Here is a 17,539-nt window from a genome sequence, read left to right on the forward strand (position 1 = left end):
CGCCGTTCGCCTAGATTGGCGTTGTGCAGCGCCGGCCGTCGGCCGCGCTGTGGAGGGCGGGCGAGACCCGCCGGGAATCCGTGGACGATGCCAGGGGGCGGAGCCCCCACGACGGCATCATGGTGAGGAGGCGCTGTGAGCAGCGACCCGTGGGGCCGCGTCGACGAGACGGGCACCGTGTACGTGCGTACGGCCGAGGGCGAGCAGGTCGTCGGATCGTGGCAGGCCGGCACCCCTGAGGAGGCGCTGGCCTACTTCGAGCGCAAGTACGAGGGCCTGGTGGTCGAGATCGGCCTCCTCGAGAAGCGGGTGAGGACCACCGACCTCTCCGCGAAGGACGCCTCGACGGCGATCGAGCACATCCGCGAGCAGGTCCGGGAGCACCACGCGGTGGGCGACCTGGCCGCGCTGTCGGCCCGGCTCGACAAGCTGACCGAGGCGGTCGAGTCCCGCCGCGAGGAGCGCAAGGTCCAGAAGGCCAAGCAGGCCGACGAGGCGCGCTCCGCCAAGGAGGCCCTGGTCACCGAGGCCGAGGAGCTGGCCCAGAGCGAGCAGTGGCGTGCCGCGGGCGAGCGGCTGCGCGCGCTCGTGGACACCTGGAAGGGCCTGCCGCGCCTGGACCGCAAGTCGGACGACGAGCTGTGGCACCGCTTCTCCCACGCCCGCTCCGCCTTCTCCAAGCGCCGCAAGGCGCACTTCGCCGCGCTCGACGCGCAGCGCGAGGACGCCCGCAAGGCCAAGGAGAAGCTGGTCGCCGAGGCCGAGGCCCTCTCGAACTCCACCGACTGGGGCACCACGGCCGCCCGCTACCGCGAGCTGATGGCGGACTGGAAGGCGGCGGGCCGCGCCCAGCGCGAGCACGAGGACGAGCTGTGGAACCGCTTCCGCGGCGCCCAGGACGTCTTCTTCGCGGCCCGTGGCGGCGTCTTCGCCGAGCGTGACGCGGAGCAGACCGAGAACCTCAAGCTGAAGGAGGAGCTCGCGGTCGAGGCCGAGAAGCTGGTGCCGGTGTCGGACCTGAAGGCGGCCCGCGCGGCCTTCCGCTCCCTCAACGAGCGCTGGGAGGCCATCGGCCACGTGCCGCGCGACGCCCGCCCGAAGGTCGAGGGCCGGATGCACGCCGTGGAGCGCGCGATCCAGGAGGCCGAGGAGGCCGAGTGGCGCCGCACCAACCCGGAGGCGCGCGCCCGCGCCGCGGGTCTGACCGGCCAGCTCCAGGACGCGGTCGACAAGCTGCAGAAGCAGATCGACACCGCCCGCGCCGCCGGCAACGACGCCAAGGCCGACAAGCTGGCCCGCGAGCTGGAGGGCCGCCAGGCGCTGCTCGACCAGGCCCTGAAGGGTCTGCAGGAGTTCGGCGGCTGAACGCCCGTCCCAGCGGTACGAGGAAGGGCCCCCGGCACCAGCCGGGGGCCCTTCCTCGTACGCGCGGAGCTGAGCGGCGCGTGGCGCCCCGTTCTCAGGGGCGCCGGGCGCTGGTGACCCGGTAGACGTCGTAGACGCCCTCGACGCCACGGACGGCCTTCAGGACGTGTCCCAGGTGCTTCGGGTCGCCCATCTCGAAGGTGAACCGCGAGGTGGCCACCCGGTCGCGGGAGGTCTGCACGGCCGCCGACAGGATGTTGACGTGCTGGTCCGACAGGACCCGGGTGACGTCCGAGAGCAGCCGGGAGCGGTCCAGCGCCTCGACCTGGATGGCGACGAGGAAGACCGAGGACTGGGTGGGGGCCCACTCGACCTCGAGGATCCGCTCGGGCTCGCGGGACAGCGAGTCGACGTTCACGCAGTCGCTGCGGTGCACCGAGACGCCGCTGCCACGGGTGACGAAGCCGATGATCGGGTCGCCGGGCACCGGCGTGCAGCACCGGGCCAGCTTGACCCAGACGTCGTCGACGCCCTTGACGACGACACCGGGGTCGGCGTTCGACCGGCGCTTGGAGCGGCCGCGGGTCGGCGGGGCGGCCTCCTCGATGTCCTCGGTGGCGGCCTCCTCGCCGCCGAGCGCCTGGACCAGCTTCTGCACGATCGACTGGGCCGTGACGTGGCCCTCGCCGATCGCCGCGTACAGCGAGGAGATGTCGCTGTAGCGCATCTCGTGCGCGAGGGTGACGAGCGAGTCGCCGGTGAGGATCCGCTGGATCGGCAGGTTCTGCTTGCGCATGGCCCGCGCGATGGCGTCCTTGCCCTGCTCGATGGCCTCGTCGCGGCGCTCCTTGGAGAACCAGGCACGGATCTTGTTCCGGGCCCGCGGGGACTTGACGAAGCCGAGCCAGTCCCGGGAGGGTCCGGCGCCCGCGGCCTTGGAGGTGAAGACCTCGACGAGGTCGCCGTTGTCGAGGGTGGACTCCAGCGGCACGAGCCGGCCGTTGACCCGGGCCCCTATGGTGCGGTGCCCGACCTCGGTGTGGACGGCGTAGGAGAAGTCGACCGGGGTGGCGCCCGCGGGCAGCGCTATGACGTCGCCCTTGGGGGTGAAGACGAAGACCTCGTTGCGGGAGAGGTCGAAGCGCAGCGACTCCAGGAACTCCGAGGGGTCCTCGGTCTCCTTCTGCCAGTCGAGCAGCTGGCGCAGCCAGGCCATGTCGTTGAGGTGGTCGTCCTTGCCGGCCTTCTTGGGCACGTCGGCGCGGACCTTGGAGGCGCCGGCGACGGCCTCCTGCTTGTACTTCCAGTGCGCGGCGATGCCGTACTCGGCGCGCCGGTGCATGTCGAAGGTGCGGATCTGGAGCTCGACGGGCTTGCCGTTGGGCCCGATGACCGTCGTGTGCAGCGACTGGTACATGTTGAACTTCGGCATCGCGATGTAGTCCTTGAACCGGCCGGGGACCGGGTTCCATCGCGCGTGGACGGTGCCGAGGGCCGCGTAGCAGTCGCGGACGGTGTCCACGAGGACGCGGATGCCGACCAGGTCGTAGATCTCCGCGAAGTCCCGGCCGCGGACGATCATCTTCTGGTAGACGCTGTAGTAGTGCTTGGGCCGGCCGGTGACGGTGGCCTTGATGCGGGCGGAGCGCAGGTCGGCCTGGACCTCGTCGGTCACTATGGCCAGGTACTCGTCGCGCTTGGGAGCGCGCTCGGCGACCAGCCGGACGATCTCGTCGTACATCTTGGGGTAGAGGATCGCGAAGGCGAGGTCCTCCAGCTCCCACTTGATGGTGTTCATGCCCAGCCGGTGTGCCAGCGGGGCGTAGATCTCCAGGGTCTCGCGGGCCTTCTTCTCCTGCTTCTCCCGCTTGAGGTAGCGCATCGTGCGCATGTTGTGCAGGCGGTCGGCGAGCTTGATGACCAGGACGCGCGGGTCCTTGGCCATGGCGACGACCATCTTGCGGACCGTCTCGGCCTGGGCGGCCTCGCCGAACTTGACCTTGTCCAGCTTGGTGACGCCGTCGACGAGCAGGGCGACCTGGTCGCCGAAGTCGCGGCGCAGGGTGTCCAGGCCGTACTCGGTGTCCTCGACGGTGTCGTGCAGCAGGCCGGCCATCAGCGTCGCCGGGTCCATGCCCAGCTCGGCGAGGATCGTGGTGACCGCGAGCGGGTGGGTGATGTACGGGTCGCCGCTCTTGCGCTTCTGGCCGCGGTGCCAGCGCTCGGCGACCTGGTAGGCCCGCTCGATCTGGCGCAATGTCGCCGTTTCGATCTTCGGGTCGTTGGAGCGCACGATCCGCAGCAGCGGTTCGAGGACCGGGTTGTACGGGGAGGAGCGCTGGACGCCGAGGCGGGCCAGCCGGGCGCGGACGCGGCTGGAGGAGCCGCCCGAGCGGCTCGGCGTCGCGGGGGTGGGCCGTACGGCGGGGGCGGGAGCGGGGGCCTGGGCGGCGGGCCGGGGCCGGGTCTCCGCGGGCTTGTTCCGGGGCGCGTCGGGTCCCGTCGCGGCCTGGTCGGCCTGCTGCTCGGGCTGCGCGGCGGAGAGTGGCTGGGCCTCGTCTGGCAAGAGCGCTCCTCTGGGGGTACCCCCGGACGGAGTCTGGGGGAATGTCCGGGTCCCCCGGTCAGGCCCGGAAAGGCCATCGTATCGACCTGGAAGCGCCTGTGCTCACGTGGCTGCGGGCTGAGACGTCCGCGCTGCGGTGCGGGGCCCCCGTTCCGGGGTGTGTCCGGAAAACGACGGGGGCGGCCCGGGGAATTCCCCGGGCCGCCCCCGTCCGTCGGACGTGCGGGTCAGACGGTGATGAGCGCGGTGAGCGGAGCACCGGCCAGGGCCGGCTCCAGGCGGGCCCGGCCGGGCAGGAAGCCCAGCTCCATCAGGACGGCCACGCCGGCGACCTCGGCCCCGGCACGCCGGATGAGCTCGATGGAGGCCTCGGCGGTGCCGCCGGTGGCGAGGACGTCGTCGATGACCATGACCCGGTCGCCCGGGGTCAGGTCCTCGGCGTGCACCTCGATCTCGGCGGTGCCGTACTCCAGCTCGTACGCCTGCCGCAGGGTGGCTCCGGGCAGCTTCCCGGCCTTGCGGACCGGGATGAAGCCGAGACCGGCGCGGACGGCGACCGGGGCGGCCAGGATGAAGCCGCGGGCCTCCAGGCCCACGATCTTCGTGGCACCCTGCGCCGCGCACAGCCCGGCGAGGGCGTCGGTCAGAGCGCTGAACGCCTCCGGGTCCGCGAGCAGCGGGGTGATGTCCTTGAACAGCACCCCGGGCTTCGGGTAGTCGGGGACGTCACGGATGCGGCTGAGCAGCAGCTCCGTGGTGCTCTGGGCCTCGGCGGTCATCCGCGGTTCTCCGAGCGGCCGCGGCGGCCCTGGCCGACGACGGCGGCCTCACCCGCGAGGGCGCCCTCCGAGAGGTCGCTGTCCTCGTCGAGGGACTCGCCCTTGGCGGCCGCGGCGGCCCGCTTGGCCATGATCCGCTTCTTCAGGGCCTTCATCGCCGGCTCGCGCTCCTTGAAGTCGGCGACGAGCGGGGTGGCGATGAAGATCGAGGAGTACGCACCGGCGGCGAGACCCACGAACAGCGACAGCGAGATGTCGTTCAGCATGCCGGCGCCGAGGACGCCGCCACCGATGAAGAGCAGGCCGGCGACCGGCAGCAGCGCGACGACGGTGGTGTTGATCGAACGGACCAGGGTGCCGTTGATCGAACGGTTGGCGATCTCGCTGTAGGTCCAGCGGGTCTGCTTGGTGATGCCCTTCGTCTGCTCCTTGAGCGAGTCGAAGACGACGACCGTGTCGTAGAGCGAGTAACCGAGGATCGTCAGCAGACCGATGACCGTACCGACCGTGACCTCGAAGCCCACCAGCGAGTAGATGCCGACGGTGATGGTGAGGTCGTGGATGAGCGCGATGAGCGCCGCGACGGCCATCCGCCATTCGAAGGCGATGGCGAGGTAGATCACCACGAGGATCATGAAGACCGCGAGACCGGTCCAGGCCTTCGTGGCGATCTGCTCACCCCAGCTGGGGCCGACGAGCTCCGCCGCGATCTTGGACTCGGGGACGTTCAGGTCCTTGGCGAGCTCCGTGCGGACCTGGTCGGACTTCTCGGTGTCGAGACCGCCGACCTGGATGCGCAGGGAGCCGCTGCCGAGCTCCTGGACGATCGCGTCGTGGCCGGACGCCTCTTCCGCGTACTCCTGGGCCTGGGTGACCGAGACGGCCGTCTTCGGGGTGGTGAAGACGGCGCCGCCCTGGAACTCGATGCCCATGTTGAGGCCGCGCACCGCGAGGGCGACGATCGCCGTGATGGTGATCAGGATCGAGATGCCGTACCAGATCCTGCGGTTGCCGATGAAGTCGTAGCCGACCTCACCTCGGTGGAGCCGGGCGCCGAGATCTCCGAGCTTCGACATCTCACGCCTCCTTCGTGTCGACAGGGCCTGCGGCGGATACGGACTGACGGCGGGAGCGGCGCAGCGGCGGCTTGGCGCCGAGGCGCTTCGGGTCGAGGCCGGACCACTTGTGGCCGTTGCCGAAGAACTTCGTGCGGGCGAGGAGCGTCATCACCGGCTTGGTGAAGAGGAACACCACGACGATGTCGAGCAGGGTGGTCAGGCCGAGCGTGAACGCGAAGCCCTGGACCTTGCCGACGGTGACGATGAAGAGCACCGCGGCGGCGAGGAACGACACGAAGTCGGAGACCATGATCGTGCGCCGGGCCCGCGGCCAGGCGCGCTCGACGGCCGGGCGCATCGTGCGGCCCTCGCGGATCTCGTCACGGATGCGTTCGAAGTACACGATGAACGAGTCCGCCGTGATGCCGATGGCCACGATGGCGCCGCAGACGGCCGGCAGGTTCAGCGCGAAGCCGATGGCCGGGCCGAGCAGGGCCATGATCACGTAGGTGAGCAGGGCCGAGACGCCGAGGCTGAGGATCGCGATCAGCGACAGGCCGCGGTAGTAGACCACCAGGTAGATGATGACCAGCGCGAGACCGATGGCGCCGGCGATCAGACCGGCCTGGAGCTGCTCGCCACCGAGGGCGGCGGTCACGGTGTCGACGCTCTGCGTGTCGAACGTGAGCGGCAGGGCACCGTAGGACAGGATGTTGCCGAGGTCCTGGGCCGACTGCTGGTTGAAGCTGCCCGAGATCTCCGCGTTGGCGCTCAGCGTGGTGCGCACGGACGGGGCCGAGACGACCTCGCCGTCGAGCACGATCGCGAACTGGTTCTGCGGCTCCTGCTGCTGCGAGAGCTTGCTGGTGATCTTCTGGAACTTCTTGGCGCCGCCGCTCGTGAACTCCATGTTCACGATCCACATGCCGCGCTGCTGGTCGAAGACGCCCTTGGCGTCGTCGACGTCCTTGCCGTCCACCTCGGCCGGGCCGAGGATGTACTTCTCCCACTGGCCGATCGCGTTCTTGCCACAGGCGACGGCGGTGTCGGTCGCCTTGACGCCGTTACCGACGGCGGTGCGCTGCTTGGGGTCCAGGCAGTTCAGCGTGGCGAACTTCTGCTGCAGGGCGGCGGTGGCCGGGTCGGCCGGGGTGTCGGTCTTCGGCGTGCCGGTCGACTTCGGCGTCGTGGAGGACGTCGGCGTCGGGCTCGGGGCCTTCAGAGCCTCGGTGACGGCGCGGCCCTGGCTGGACGCGGTGGCCGTCGGGGTGGCGGACTTGTCCGTCTTGCCCTTGTCCGCGGTGGCGCCGGAAGCCGAGGGCTTCGGCGACGGCGAGGAGCTGGCGTTCGGCGCCGGCTGCTCGGCGGCGGCCACGGCCAGGACCGGGCGGAAGTACAGCTGGGCGGTGGTACCGACCTGCTCGCGGGCCTGCTTCTCGTTCGATCCCTTGGGGATGTTCACGATGATGTTCTCGCGGCCCTGCGTCTGGACCTCGGCTTCCGAGACACCCAGACCGTTGACACGGCGCTCGATGATGCCGACCGCGGTGTTCATGTTGGTCTCGTTGACGGCGGACTCCTGTCCGGGCTCCGCCTTCGCCTTGAGCGTGATCGACGTACCGCCCGCGAGGTCGATGCCCAGGCGCGGGGTGGTGTGCCCCGACCAGAACATGCCTCCGGTGAGCGCGACCATGGCGATCACAATGAGTGCCAGGGCGCGGCCCGGCCGGCTCTGTCCCCCCGCCGGCCTTCGGCCCTTCTTCGGTGCTGCCACCTGTCGTTTCTCCCTGTCCAAACCGCCCCGCGCCGGTTGGGCGCGCGGCGGCCACGAAGTGTGTGGTGGGGTCCTGCCCCCGCAGACGTGAAACCGTCGCCGGAACCGCGCGCGCCGGATGGGCGGACGCGCGGCTCCTGCCGCGAACTACTTCGCTTCGGTCTCGCCGTCGGCCTTGCCGTCCTTGGCGCCCTCGGCGGCGTCCGTCTTCTTGGTGAGATCGGCCTTGACGTCCTCGGTGGACTCCTCGGCGGCCTCGGTCAGCGAGGAGGCGTCGTCGGGGACGACCTCGCCGGGCTCGTCGCCGTGGACGATCCGGTTGTACTCGGAGTCCTCCAGGACGGCGCCGATGGAGTTCTTCGCGTAGACCGCGTGGACGCCGGGCGCGACCTCGAGAAGGACGGTCTCGTCGCCGATCTCCTTGACGGTGGCGTACATCCCCCCGATCGTGCGAACGCCGGTACCGGGTGCCAACTGGTTGCGCATCTCCGCCGCCTGCGCCTGCTTCTTCTTGGCAGAGCGGGTCATGAGGAACATGGCCCCGATGAGCACGATGAACGGGAGGAGCATGCCGATGTTATTCACGGGACGGAATTTCCTTCGCAAGGCCGCCGAGATGTCGCAGCCTGATTCGGGGGTGGGTGCGCCGACCATAAGGAGCGGCACCGGCGGAGTCTAGGCGAGTCCGCATCGATGGAACAACGCCCAGCATCGCACCCCGGTTCCCTGACGGGCGAGTCTCCGCGCCGTCACGCCCCGAAGAGCCCCTGTTGTCCGCTTCCTGCGCCCCCCGGCCCCGCGGCCTGCGGCGGAACCATTCCGAGGTGGTTCCAGGCGGCGGGAGTGGCGACCCGACCACGGGGTGTACGCGCGAGGAGACCCTCCCGAACGAGGAAGGGCTCGGCGACCTCCTCGACGGTCTCCCGCTCCTCCCCCACGGCGACCGCGAGGGTGGACAGGCCGACCGGGCCGCCGCCGAACAGCTTGAGCAGCGCCTGCAGCACGGCGCGGTCGAGGCGGTCGAGGCCGCGACTGTCGACCTCGTACACCCCGAGGGCGGCGGCCGCGATCTCCTGGGTGATCACGCCGTCGGCCCTGACCTGCGCGTAGTCCCGCACGCGGCGCAGCAGCCGGTTGGCGATCCGGGGGGTGCCGCGGGAGCGGCCGGCGATCTCGGCGGCGCCGGCGGTGTCGATCTCGACGTCGAGGAGACCGGCGGAGCGGTGTACCACCCGCTCCAGCTCGTGCGGCTCGTAGAACTCCATGTGCCCGGTGAAGCCGAAGCGGTCGCGCAGCGGCGGCGGCAGCAGGCCGGCCCGGGTGGTGGCGCCGACCAGGGTGAAGGGCGGGAGCTCCAGGGGGATGGCGGTGGCGCCGGGGCCCTTGCCGACGATGACGTCGACGCGGAAGTCCTCCATCGCCATGTAGAGCATCTCCTCGGCCGGCCGGGACATCCGGTGGATCTCGTCGAGGAAGAGGATCTCGCCCTCCTGGAGGGAGGACAGGATGGCCGCGAGGTCGCCGGCGTGCTGGATGGCGGGGCCGCTGGTGATCCTGATCGGGGCGTTCATCTCCGCCGCGATGATCATCGACAGGGTGGTCTTGCCGAGGCCGGGGGCGCCGGAGAGCAGCACGTGGTCGGCGGTGGCGCCGCGCTGACGGGCGGCCTTGAGGACCAGGTCGAGCTGCTGGCGGACCTTCTCCTGGCCGACGAACTCGCTCAGGTCCTTCGGCCGCAGCGCCGCCTCGACGGCCTGGTCGTCGCCCTCGGCGGAGGCGTCGACGATGCGCTCCTCGGCGGCCGGTGCCGTCTCGTCGTCCCAGTTCACGGTGGTGGGTCGCCTTCTCTTCGTACGGGGAGGTCAGCGGGCGCGGTTGAGCGTCTGCAGGGCGGCGCGCAGCAGCTGCGGAACGGGCGCGGAGCCGGTCTCGGCGAGCGCGGCCTCGGCCTGCGGGGTGACCGCGGCGACGGCCTCGTCGGCCTCGCGGCTCGCGTAGCCGAGGCCGACGAGGGCGGCGGCGAGCTGCTCGGTCCAGGGGGCGGGTCCGGCCGCGACGGCGCGCTGGGCGCCGACCAGGCCGCTGCTGCCGAGCGGGCGGCCCAGCTTGTCCTTCAGTTCGAGGAGGAGCTTCTGGGCGCCCTTCTTGCCGATGCCGGGGACGGCGGTCAGCGCCTTCTCGTCGCCGGTGGAGACGGCCAGGCGCAGCGCGTCGGGCGAGTGCACGCCGAGCATCGCCTGGGCGAGCCGGGGCCCGACCCCGCTGGCGGTCTGGAGCAGCTCGAAGACCTGCCGCTCGTCGTCGTCGGCGAAGCCGTACAGGGTCAGCGAGTCCTCGCGGACGACCAGGGAGGTGGCGAGGCGGGCGTGCTCGCCGACGCGCAGTCCGGCGAGGGTGTCGGGGGTGCACTGGACGGCCATGCCGATGCCGCCGACCTCGACGACGGCGGTCGTGGGAGCGAGGGCGGCCACCGGGCCGCTGACGAAGGCGATCATCGGATACGGCCTTTCGAGGCGTGCAGGGCGACGGCCTGCTGGAGACGGTTCTGGGCGGGGGCGCGCCAGATGTGGCAGATGGCGAGGGCGAGGGCGTCGGCGGCGTCGGCCGGCTTGGGCGGGGCGGAGAGCCGGAGCAGCCGGGTGACCATGGCGCCGACCTGGGCCTTGTCGGCGCGGCCGCTGCCGGTGACGGCGGCCTTGACCTCGCTGGGCGTGTGCAGGGCGACGGGCAGGCCGCGCCGGGCGGCGCAGAGCATGGCGACGGCGCTCGCCTGGGCGGTGCCCATCACCGTGCTCACGTTGTGCTGGCTGAACACCCGCTCCACGGCGACGAGTTCGGGCTGGAAGCGCTCGATCCACTCCTCGATGCCGGCCTCGATGCCGACCAGCCGGGTGCCGATGTCGGCGTCGGCGGGAGTGCGCACCACGCCGACCCCGAGCATGGTCAGCGGTCGCCCGGCGACCCCCTCGACCACCCCGACACCGCATCGGGTCAGTCCGGGATCCACCCCCAGAACACGCACCGTGCCCTCCCTGTTCGCTCACCTGTTTGTGCAGGCTATCTGCTGCCACCGACAACGCAGCGGGCCGACGGGGCGTGTCCCCGTCGGCCCGCTGCGGTGAAGGTCGCGATCAGGCGTCGACCTTCTCCATGACCTCGTCGCTGACGTCGAAGTTGGCGTAGACGTTCTGCACGTCGTCGCTGTCCTCCAGGGCGTCGATCAGCTTGAACATCTTGCGCGCGCCCTCCTCGTCGAGCTCGACCTGCATGGTCGGGACGAAGCTGGAGTCGGCCGAGTCGTAGTCGATGCCGGCGCCCTGGAGCGCGGTACGGACCGCGACCAGGTCGGTGGCCTCGCTGATGACCTCGAAGGACTCACCGAGGTCGTTGACCTCCTCGGCACCGGCTTCGAGCACCGACTCCAGGACGTCGTCCTCGGTCAGCTCGCCCTTGGGGAGCACGACGACGCCCTTGCGGTTGAACAGGTACGAGACGGAGCCCGGGTCGGCCATCGAGCCGCCGTTGCGGGTCATGGCGACGCGCACGTCGGAGGCGGCACGGTTGCGGTTGTCGGTGAGGCACTCGATGAGCACCGCGACACCGTTCGGGCCGTAACCCTCGTACATGATCGTCGCGTAGTCGACGCCGCCGGCCTCGAGGCCGCCGCCGCGCTTGACCGCGGAGTCGATGTTCTTGTTGGGAACGGACGACTTCTTGGCCTTCTGGATGGCGTCGTAGAGCGTCGGGTTGCCCTCGGGGTCGGCACCGCCGGTGCGGGCCGCGACCTCGATGTTCTTGATCAGCTTCGCGAAGAGCTTGCCGCGCTTGGCATCGATCACGGCCTTCTTGTGCTTCGTCGTAGCCCATTTAGAGTGGCCGGACATCTGCCTGTCTCCTTCGCGTAACCCATTACTGAACGAACCCCAGAGATCCTACAAGGATCGTCTCACCGCTCGGTGCGCACCATGGCCACGAACAGCTCGTGGATCCGGTGGTCACCGGTGAGCTCGGGGTGGAACGAGGTCGCGAGGGCCCGTCCCTGCCGGACGGCGACGATGTGGCCGTCGTGCTCGGCGAGCACCTCGACCTCCGCGCCGACCGACTCGACCCACGGGGCGCGGATGAAGACGCCCTCGACGGGCGTGTCGATCCCCGTCACGGTCACGCCCGCCTCGAAGGACTCGTTCTGCCGCCCGAAGGCGTTGCGGCGCACGATCATGTCGATGCCGCCGAAGGTCTCCTGGCCCGAGCGCGGGTCGAGGATCTTGTCGGCGAGCATGATCAGACCGGCGCAGGTGCCGTACACGGGCATGCCGCCCGCGATCCGCTCACGCAGCGGCTCCATCAGGCCGAACAGCACGGCCAGCTTGGAAATGGTGGTGGACTCGCCGCCGGGGATGACGAGGCCGTCGATCTCGGCGAGCTCCTCGGGGCGCCTGACGGGCCTGGCCACGGCGTCAGCCGCGGCCAGGGCGATCAGGTGCTCCCGTACGTCGCCCTGGAGTGCCAGGACACCAATGACGGGAGTGCTCATGGGTGCTTACCAGCCCCGGTTCGCGTAGCGCTCGGCCTCGGGCAGGGTGTCGCAGTTGATGCCGACCATGGCCTCGCCCAGGTTGCGGGAGGCGTCCGCGATGACCTTCGGGTCGTCGTAGAAGGTGGTGGCCTTCACGATGGCGGCGGCGCGCTTGGCCGGGTCGCCCGACTTGAAGATGCCGGAGCCGACGAAGACGCCCTCGGCACCGAGCTGGCGCATCAGCGCGGCGTCGGCCGGGGTGGCCACACCACCGGCGGAGAACAGCACGACCGGCAGCTTGCCGAGCTCGGCGACCTCCTTGACGAGCTCGTACGGGGCGCGCAGCTCCTTGGCCGCGGCGTACAGCTCGTTGTTGTCGAAGCCGCGCAGCCTGGCGATCTCGTTCTTGATCTGGCGCAGGTGGCGGACGGCCTCGACGACGTTGCCGGTGCCGGCCTCGCCCTTGGAGCGGATCATGGCCGCGCCCTCGGCGATGCGGCGGAGGGCCTCGCCCAGGTTGGTGGCGCCACAGACGAAGGGGGTCGTGAAGGCCCACTTGTCGGAGTGGTTGACCTCGTCGGCCGGGGTGAGCACCTCGGACTCGTCGATGTAGTCCACACCCAGCGACTGCAGGATCTGGGCCTCGACGAAGTGGCCGATGCGGGACTTGGCCATGACCGGGATGGAGACGGCACCGATGATCTCTTCGATCATGTTCGGGTCGGACATGCGGGCCACGCCGCCGTCCTTGCGGATGTCCGCGGGGACCCGCTCCAGGGCCATGACGGCCACGGCGCCGGCGTCCTCGGCGATCTTCGCCTGCTCGGCGTTGACCACGTCCATGATCACGCCGCCCTTGAGCTGCTCGGCCATGCCGCGCTTGACTCGGGAGGTGCCGATCGCGTCGGCGGACTGCGGGGTGCTGGACATGGGTACCTCACTCAGTGACAACGAGGGATTGTTGACGAGACGAGGAAACCGGCCACCAGGGGGCCACAGCAAGGGCCAATACCCACCCGGTGGATCGTTTTCGCAGGTAACGAAGGCCACACCGGGTCAGGCGGGGCGATCTGCAAGGGCCACGGGCGGCTCGTCATCCATTTCGAAGGCGAGCGGGAACGGGGCGTGACCGGCCAGCCGGAACCAGCGCACCTTGCGATGACGGCGCAGGGCCCGCGCGGCCCGTACGGCGTCGTTGTGGAAGCGACGCGCCATCGGCACCCGGCGCACGGCGGCGGCCAGCTCCCCCGCGGCCTCCTCGCCACCGGGCGCCTCGCGCACCAGCTCGACCTGCTCCGACTCCCCGAACACGGCCCGCAGCGCCTGGCTGAGCTCGCTCTCCGCGACCTCCCGGTGGTCCTCCTCGGCCTGGCGTGCCGCGTGCGCCGCCTCGTAGAGCACGATCGAGGCGGCGGGATCGAGCACGCCCGAGGTGGCGAGCTCCTGAGCGACCGAGGCCCGCCGGAGCAACTGCGCGTCGAGCGCGGCCCGTGCCGCGTCGATGCGGGTGTGCAGCCGGTCGAGCCGGCCGGCGGTCCAGCTGAGGTAGACGCCGATGAGGATGAGCGCGGCGACGGTCCAGATCAGGGTTTCGGTCACGGGCGCACAGGCTACCGGGGCGGGGGCAGCACACCTTCCCAAAGGTCGTGGTCATGGGCGAACAGGACACGCGCCGGGCGCCCGCCGCCGAGCTCTCCGAGCCGCTCCAGCCACGGCCGGTGCGGCCGCCCGAACTCGCCCGCGAAGTCGTACGCCTGACCGGCGAGCACGGTCACCCGGTCCCCGTGGTCGAGGACGAGCGACTGATGCCCCTCCGTGTGCCCGGGCGTCGGCACGACCCGGACCCCCTCGGCGACCTCGTACTCCCCGTCGACCTCCGCGTACCGCACGCCGTCCAGCAGCGAGTCGATCGTGTACCCGCCGGCCCGGGCGACGGCGAGCTCCTTCTTCTGCACGAGCACGGGGCGCCCGAGGGCCTGGTTGCCGCCGATGTGGTCGAAATGCAGGTGGCAGTTGACCACGAGGTCCACGTGCCCGACGTCCAACGCCCTGCGCACGGGCCGGTAGTGGGCGTCGGTCTCGGGCGACCCTTCACCGAGCCCGGTGTCGAACAACAGCGTGCCCCCGGCATGCCGCACGAGATAGCCGAGCACGGGCTCGGCCCGATCGTGGCTGCCGCCCCACTCCTCCGCGGGCCTGACGAGATACCCGAGATCGACCGTCTCCACAGAGATCATCACCCCAGGCTGCCACAGGGCCGGGGAGGGCCGACGGCGGGAGGCGACCCCCACCCCCGCGGAGTCGCCGGTCGCCGGTGGTCCGCGCGGGGTGGTCGTGGGCGCTACAGGCCCAGCCGGGCCCGCAACCCCCCGCCGGCCCGCTCGTCCGTGGCCACCGACGCGGCCCCGTCCGTCACCGTCTCGTAGACGGCCAGGATGTCCGCCCCCACCGTCGACCAGTCGAACCGCCGCACGTGCGCGGAGCCGCGCACGCGGAGTTCGTCGCGGCGGGCCTCGTCGCCGAGGAGGCGGATGGCCTGGTGGGCGAGGTCGTCGGCGTCCTCGTTGGCGAAGAGCTGGCCGGCCGCGCCCTGGTCGAGGACCTGGGCGAAGGCGTCGAGGTCGGCGGCGAGGACGGGCGCGCCGGCGGAGAGCGCCTCGACGAGGATGATGCCGAAGCTCTCGCCCCCGGTGTTGGGCGCGACGTACACGTCGACGCTGCGCAGCAGTCGCGCCTTGTCCTCGTCGCTGACCATGCCGAGGAACTCGACCCGGGACCGCATCTCGCGCGGCAGCGAGGCCACGGCCTCCTCCTCGTCGCCGCGCCCGGCGACGAGGAGCCGCGTGTCGGGCAGTTCGGCGAGGATCTTGGGCAGGGCCCGCATGAGGACGGGCAGGCCCTTGCGGGGCTCGTCGATGCGCCCGATGAACCCGAGGGTGCCGCCCTGCCACTCCTTCTTGGGCTCCGCGCGGGCGAAGAAGTCCACGTCGACGCCGTTGGGAATGACGACGGCGTCGCCGCCGAGGTGCTCGACGAGGGTCCGCCGGGCGTACTCGCTGACGGCGATGCGGGCGCTGATCTTCTCCAGGGCCGGCTGGAGGATCGGGTACGCGGCGATCATCGCGCGGGAGCGCGGGTTGGAGGTGTGGAAGGTGGCCACGATGGGCCCTTGGGCGGCCCAGCAGGTGAGGAGCCCGAGCGAGGGCGAGGTGGGCTCGTGGATGTGCACGACGTCGAAGGTGCCGTCGTGCAGCCAGCGCCGCACCCGCGCCGCGGAGAGGAAGCCGAAGTTGAGCCGGGCGACGGAGCCGTTGTACGGCACGGGCACCGCGCGGCCGGCGGAGACGACGTACGGCGGCAGCGGGGTCTCGTCGTCGGCGGGGGCGAGGACGGAGACCTCGTGGCCGAGCCGGATGAGGTGCTCGGCGAGGTCGCGGATGTGGAACTGGACGCCGCCCGGCACGTCCCAGGAGTACGGGCAGACGATGCCGATCCTCACGCGGTCCGGCCCTCCGGTCGTTCTTCCAGGTCAGCGAGCCACAGCCGCTGCAGCATGTGCCAGTCCTCCGGGTGGTCCGCGATGCCCCCGGCGAAGATGTCGGCGAGGGCCTGTGTCATGGAGGACGTCTTCTCGGCCCGGGTGCCTGACTCCGGCACTTCGAGGGGCGCGTGGACCTGTCCGCGCATGACGTCCGTGTCGTCGTACCAGAGCGTCACGGGCAGCAGCAGCGCCCCGGTCTGCTGGGCGAGGATCGCGGGCCCGGCGGGCATGCGGGTCGGCTCGCCGAAGAAGGAGACCTCGACGCCCGACGAGGACAGGTCGCGGTCGGCGACGAGGCAGACGAGCCCGCCGGCCCGCAGCCGTCGCGCGAGGGTCCCGAAGGCGGAGCCGCCGGTGTGGGGCAGCACCTCCATGCCGAGGGACTCGCGGTAGGCGACGAACCGGTCGTAGAGCGACTCGGGCTTGAGCCGTTCGGCGACGGTGGTGAAGGGCACGCCGAGGGCACGGGTGACCCACACGCCGGCGAGGTCCCAGTTGCCCATGTGGGGCAGGGCGAGGACGACGCCCCGGTCGGAGGCGAGGGCGTCCTTGAGGTAGTGGACGTCCTTGGGGTCGAAGCTGCCGGCGGCGCGCTCCTTGCTCCAGGTGGGCAGCCGGAAGGACTCCATCCAGTAGCGCATGTACGAGCGCATGCCGGCCTTGGAGAGCTCCCGGAGGCGTTCCGGGGTGGCGTCGGGGACGACGCGCGCGAGGTTGGACTCCAGGCGCAGGACGCTCTTGCCGCGCCGCTTCCAGGCGGTGTCGGCGATGCGGCGGCCGAGGGCCTTGGCGACCGGCTCGGGCAGCTTCTTCACGGTGGCCCAGCCGAGCCCGTAGAGACCGTCGGTGACGGTGTCCTTGAGCCCGGCCTTCTCACCGGTCGCGCTCTTCGCGCCCTTGGCGCCCTTGGCGTCGTTCCCGCTCATCCCGTCGCCTCGCTGCCCCGCGCGGCGGCTTCCGCCTCGGCGGACTCCCGGCGTACCGTCACGACGCGCTGTCCCAGGGTGACCGCCGAGCCGACGGCCACGATCCACAGGGCGATCGGCAGCAGGATCTGGATGCCGGGCACGCCGAAGTCGTGCAGTCCGGCGAGGCCGGCCGCGACCAGCGAGATCACCAGGCGTTCGGCGCGTTCGACGAGGCCGTTGACGGCGACCGGCAGGCCGATCGACTCGCCACGCGCCTTGGTGTACGAGACGACCTGGCCGCTGGCGAGGCAGAAGATCGCGACGGCGCACAGGACGTTGTCGTCGCCCTTGCCCGCGTAGTAGAGCGCGAAGCCGCCGAAGATCGCGCCGTCGGCCACCCGGTCGAGGGTGGAGTCGAGGAAGGCTCCCCAGGGGCTGGAGATGCCCGCCTGCCGGGCCATGTTGCCGTCGACGAGGTCCGAGAAGACGAACAACGTGATGACGATCGTGCCCCAGAAGAACTCCCCGCGGGGGAAGAAGACCAGCGCGCCGGCCACCACCCCGGCGGTGCCGATGAGCGTCACGGCGTCGGGGCTGACGCCCCGGCGGAGCAGAAACGCGGCGAACGGTGTGAGGACACGCGTAAAAAAGGCACGCGCGTACTTGTTCAGCATGGCCTTCCCGAGGTTCGGTGGGCCGCGCGGCCCCTACGACCACCGGCTCACCCATCGTAGCCACGCGCGCCCCCGCGGGAGCGTCGGCACCCGCCCACCGCGCCCGCGCCGTCGCATCCGGGGCGGATCCGGAGCGGATCCCGAGCGGATCCGAAGCGGATCCCGAGCGGATCCGGAGCGAATCTGCTCCGCACCCCGCCCGCCCGAGCCCCCGGTCCCGGCCGCCGCGGGTACGACGTATGGACGCACCGTGACGTCGGTGCAAAGCTCGAAGGACGACCGCGGGCACCGTCGGAGCCGCACGCGGCAGCGACACGCCGCACCACTCCCCCGCGCCCGCGCCCCCCCACCTCACCGT

The 17,539-nt window shown here is 71.2% G+C and carries 17 protein-coding genes; 1 reads left to right on the forward strand and 16 read right to left on the reverse strand.

The features are described 5' to 3' along the window. The first annotated feature begins 135 nt into the window (after positions 1-135). Complete coding sequence (locus tag OG309_RS06940) at positions 136-1,365, forward strand: DUF349 domain-containing protein (RefSeq protein WP_329418998.1); 1,230 nt, start codon at positions 136-138, stop codon at positions 1,363-1,365. Positions 1,366-1,459: 94 nt separating this feature from the next. Here OG309_RS06940 and OG309_RS06945 read toward each other — a convergent pair whose 3' ends face one another. The 16 genes from OG309_RS06945 to pgsA all read right to left on the reverse strand — a co-directional run bounded on the left by OG309_RS06945 (position 1,460) and on the right by pgsA (position 17,181). Then, entirely contained in the window at positions 1,460-3,931 is a 2,472-nt protein-coding gene (locus OG309_RS06945) for a RelA/SpoT family protein (RefSeq protein WP_329419000.1), read from the reverse strand. A gap of 227 nt (positions 3,932-4,158) precedes the next feature. Then, positions 4,159-4,710 carry an adenine phosphoribosyltransferase gene (locus tag OG309_RS06950; RefSeq protein WP_329419002.1) on the reverse strand — a complete coding sequence of 184 codons (552 nt, stop codon included), beginning with the start codon at positions 4,708-4,710 and terminating at the stop codon, positions 4,159-4,161. Then, positions 4,707-5,786 (reverse strand): protein translocase subunit SecF, encoded by a 1,080-nt coding sequence (gene secF / locus OG309_RS06955; protein ID WP_329419003.1) that lies wholly within the window; start codon positions 5,784-5,786, stop codon positions 4,707-4,709. Before secF ends, OG309_RS06950 begins: the two co-directional genes overlap by 4 nt. Before the next feature lies 1 nt (position 5,787). Further along, entirely contained in the window at positions 5,788-7,542 is a 1,755-nt protein-coding gene (gene secD / locus OG309_RS06960) for a protein translocase subunit SecD (RefSeq protein ID WP_329419005.1), read from the reverse strand. A gap of 147 nt (positions 7,543-7,689) precedes the next feature. Beyond that, the gene (gene yajC / locus OG309_RS06965; RefSeq protein WP_329428192.1) at positions 7,690-8,112 is read right to left on the reverse strand and encodes a preprotein translocase subunit YajC; all 423 of its coding nucleotides are present in this window, start codon (positions 8,110-8,112) and stop codon (positions 7,690-7,692) included. A gap of 179 nt (positions 8,113-8,291) precedes the next feature. Then, positions 8,292-9,371: a Holliday junction branch migration DNA helicase RuvB gene (ruvB, locus tag OG309_RS06970; protein WP_329419007.1), complete on the reverse strand. Its 1,080-nt coding sequence runs from the start codon at positions 9,369-9,371 to the stop codon at positions 8,292-8,294. Positions 9,372-9,404: 33 nt separating this feature from the next. Continuing rightward, a complete protein-coding gene (gene ruvA / locus OG309_RS06975; protein WP_329419008.1) occupies positions 9,405-10,037 on the reverse strand; it encodes a Holliday junction branch migration protein RuvA in 633 nt (210 codons plus the stop codon). Continuing rightward, positions 10,034-10,564 (reverse strand): crossover junction endodeoxyribonuclease RuvC, encoded by a 531-nt coding sequence (ruvC, locus tag OG309_RS06980; protein ID WP_132914534.1) that lies wholly within the window; start codon positions 10,562-10,564, stop codon positions 10,034-10,036. Before ruvC ends, ruvA begins: the two co-directional genes overlap by 4 nt. Positions 10,565-10,673: 109 nt before the next feature. Then, positions 10,674-11,426: a YebC/PmpR family DNA-binding transcriptional regulator gene (locus tag OG309_RS06985; protein ID WP_329419012.1), complete on the reverse strand. Its 753-nt coding sequence runs from the start codon at positions 11,424-11,426 to the stop codon at positions 10,674-10,676. Between the two features lie 62 nt (positions 11,427-11,488). Beyond that, the gene (pdxT, locus tag OG309_RS06990; RefSeq protein WP_329419013.1) at positions 11,489-12,076 is read right to left on the reverse strand and encodes a pyridoxal 5'-phosphate synthase glutaminase subunit PdxT; all 588 of its coding nucleotides are present in this window, start codon (positions 12,074-12,076) and stop codon (positions 11,489-11,491) included. A gap of 6 nt (positions 12,077-12,082) precedes the next feature. Beyond that, entirely contained in the window at positions 12,083-12,988 is a 906-nt protein-coding gene (gene pdxS / locus OG309_RS06995; RefSeq protein ID WP_329419015.1) for a pyridoxal 5'-phosphate synthase lyase subunit PdxS, read from the reverse strand. 126 nt (positions 12,989-13,114) lie between these two features. Then, the gene (locus OG309_RS07000; RefSeq protein WP_329419017.1) at positions 13,115-13,657 is read right to left on the reverse strand and encodes a hypothetical protein; all 543 of its coding nucleotides are present in this window, start codon (positions 13,655-13,657) and stop codon (positions 13,115-13,117) included. Between the two features lie 11 nt (positions 13,658-13,668). After that, positions 13,669-14,295 (reverse strand): MBL fold metallo-hydrolase, encoded by a 627-nt coding sequence (locus tag OG309_RS07005; RefSeq protein WP_329419018.1) that lies wholly within the window; start codon positions 14,293-14,295, stop codon positions 13,669-13,671. Positions 14,296-14,399: 104 nt separating this feature from the next. Next, complete coding sequence (locus OG309_RS07010; protein ID WP_329419019.1) at positions 14,400-15,557, reverse strand: glycosyltransferase family 4 protein; 1,158 nt, start codon at positions 15,555-15,557, stop codon at positions 14,400-14,402. Next, positions 15,554-16,525, reverse strand: coding sequence for a phosphatidylinositol mannoside acyltransferase (locus OG309_RS07015; protein WP_329419021.1), 972 nt, complete (start codon positions 16,523-16,525; stop codon positions 15,554-15,556). Before OG309_RS07015 ends, OG309_RS07010 begins: the two co-directional genes overlap by 4 nt. After that, positions 16,522-17,181, reverse strand: a complete 660-nt coding sequence (pgsA, locus tag OG309_RS07020) for a phosphatidylinositol phosphate synthase (RefSeq protein WP_329419022.1) — start codon at positions 17,179-17,181, stop codon at positions 16,522-16,524. The genes OG309_RS07015 and pgsA overlap by 4 nt, the downstream gene beginning before the upstream one ends. Between the last annotated feature and the right edge of the window lie 358 nt (positions 17,182-17,539).

Origin of the sequence: Streptomyces sp. NBC_01268 (assembly GCF_036240795.1) — a bacterium.
Classification (GTDB): Bacteria; Actinomycetota; Actinomycetes; order Streptomycetales; family Streptomycetaceae; genus Streptomyces.